Consider the following 2,275-nt stretch of genomic DNA (forward strand, 5'->3'; position numbering starts at 1 on the left):
ACCAGCGCTTCGGCCTCGCCGAGCTGAAGGATCAGGTGTTCCGGGGCGTAGGCATTGGCGACATCTGCGGCTTCAGCGAGGCTGTCGCACAGGATGGCGCGCGAATTGGCCATGGCCTGACGGGCGATGTCGGCGCGGGGCAAAGCCTCCAATTGCGCCTCGACGGCGGCGAGAACGCGTTCACGCGTGGCTTGATCGAAACAGACCAGCATCACCTGCGCTGACGGGTCATGTTCGGCCTGGCTCAGCAGATCGCTGGCGACAAAACCGGCATCGGCATTGGCGTCGGCGATCACCATCACCTCGCTCGGCCCGGCCGGCAGATCGACCGCGGGACCACCGGGCAGGCTGGCGACATGGGCCTTGGCAGCCGCAACATACGCATTGCCCGGTCCGAAAATCTTGTCGGCGCGGGGCAGACCAGCCGAGCCGGTCGCCAGTGCGGCAACCGCTTGCGCGCCGCCGATGGCATAAATCTCATCGAGGCCGAGCAGGCTGGCGGCCGCCAGCAGGCTGGGATTGACGCCTCCGGGGCCTGCCGGGGGAGCCACAACGACAATGCGCGGCACGCCGGCGAGCTGGGCCGGGATGGCGAGCATGATCAGGGTCGAGACCAGCGGCGCGCTGCCAGCGGGCACGTAGAGCGCGGCAACATCGACCGGTGTCGCACGGCGCGAGGCCATCACGCCGGGCCAGGTCTCGACGCTGTAGGATCCATAGCCCTGGCGGACATGGAAGCGGCGCACGGCGTCGGCGGCGGCCAGGATGGCTTCGGCATCGGCGGGATCGAGATCGGCGCGGGCGGCGGCGATGGTAGCGGCATCGACGCGGAAATCATCCGGGGCATAGCCATCGAGCCGGGCAGCGTATTGGCGCACGGCGTTGTCGCCATTGGCATAAATGGCGTCGACGATATCGCGGGCGGCGGCAGCGGCGGTATTGGTCGCTTCGGGGCGTAGCAGGGCCGCGCGGCGTTGATCCGCGTCGGCGGTCGACCAGTTGAGGGTTTCGAGCATCATATCAGGCCAGCATTTTTTCGATCGGCAGGACGAGGATGGCGCGGGCGCCCTCTTTTTCCAGCGCTTCGAGGGTTTCCCAGAAGACGCGCTCGCGGCAGACCGCGTGCAGCGCCACGACATCGTCGCGGCCGGCGACCTGGGCGATGGTGGGTGCGTCGGCGCCCGGCAGCAAAGCGCGGATGGCGTCGAGCCGGTCTTTCGGCGCGTTGAGCATGATGTATTTGGTTTGCGAGGAGGCGATCACGCCCTCGGCGCGGCGCATCAGGATGCGGGCGATGGCGTCGGTCTCGGCATCGCGGGCGCCCTTGCGGCGGATCAGCACCGCCTCGCTCTCGAACACGGTCTCGATGGCTTTCAGCCCATTGGCCTGCAGCGTTGCACCCGAGGAGACCAGATCGCAGATCGCATCGGCAATGTGCAGCCGCGGCGCGACCTCGACCGAACCGCGCATCTCGACGATCTCGACCTCGATACCGCGCTCCGCAAGATAGGCTTTGGTGATGCCGGGATAGGAGGTGGCGATTGCCTTGCCCTGCAGATCCTCCAGCGTCCGGATCTCGCCCTCGACCGGCACGGCGAGTTTCAGGCGGCAAGTGGCGAAACCGAGCCGCAGGGCGATTTCCAGCTCGGAGGTGCGGCCACCGGCAAGCTGTTCCTCGCGCAGCACATTTTCGCCGACAATGCCGTAATCGCAGGCCCCGCTGGCGACGAAATTCGGGATATCGTCATCGCGCACCAGCATCAGGTCGACGGGCATGTTCTCGGCGCGCTGGTGCAGCTTGTCGCGGCCATAGGCGAAGCGCAGGCCGCAACGCTTCAACAGATCCATACCGCCTTCGGAGAGACGGCCCTTGCTTTGAACGGCGATGCGCAAACGGGTCACGATGTGGCCTCCTTGAGGCGTTGCAGAATGAGGCGGTAGCCCTGCCAGGGCTCCTGGGTGAGGAAGCGCGAGACGCGGGTGACGGTGGTGGTCGAGGCGCCGGTCATCTCGGCGATCTCGCGATAGGAATGCCCGCCCTCGGCGAGCAGGCCGGCGACGCGCCAGCGCTCGGTCAGCGTCTTCATCTCGCCCGGCGTGAGCAGATCGCGCAGGAAGCGTTCGCCCTCCTCATCGGTCTTGATGGCGCGCAATGCGGCGACGAGCGGAGCCAGGTCGGGCTGGTCGCTGCGGCGTTCATCTGACGTCTCGTCGATCATGGATCGTCCTCCTGAGCCTCGATATAGCGTGTTAGCGCGCTAACACAATGGGGGAA

Annotated in this window: 3 protein-coding genes; all 3 read right to left on the reverse strand. The window is 66.9% G+C overall.

The window, feature by feature from the left end; genetic code table 11:
* On the reverse strand, positions 1 to 1,019 hold a 1,019-nt coding region (gene hisD, locus AAC023_RS14385; protein ID WP_339741986.1), incomplete at its 3' end, for a histidinol dehydrogenase.
* 1 nt (position 1,020) lies between these two features.
* Positions 1,021 to 1,902, reverse strand: coding sequence for an ATP phosphoribosyltransferase (gene hisG, locus AAC023_RS14390; RefSeq protein WP_339741988.1), 882 nt, complete (start codon positions 1,900 to 1,902; stop codon positions 1,021 to 1,023).
* The gene (locus AAC023_RS14395) at positions 1,899 to 2,219 is read right to left on the reverse strand and encodes a YerC/YecD family TrpR-related protein (protein ID WP_339741990.1); all 321 of its coding nucleotides are present in this window, start codon (positions 2,217 to 2,219) and stop codon (positions 1,899 to 1,901) included. The genes hisG and AAC023_RS14395 overlap by 4 nt, the downstream gene beginning before the upstream one ends.
* Between the last annotated feature and the right edge of the window lie 56 nt (positions 2,220 to 2,275).

Source organism: uncultured Maricaulis sp. (assembly GCF_963976135.1).
Lineage (GTDB): Bacteria > Pseudomonadota > Alphaproteobacteria > Caulobacterales > Maricaulaceae > Maricaulis.

What these genes read in the sequence shown, in the direction of transcription:
- AAC023_RS14395 (WP_339741990.1), bottom strand. Translation starts at nt 2,219, where the DNA reads ATGATCGACGAGACGTCAGATGAACGCCGCAGCGACCAGCCCGACCTG.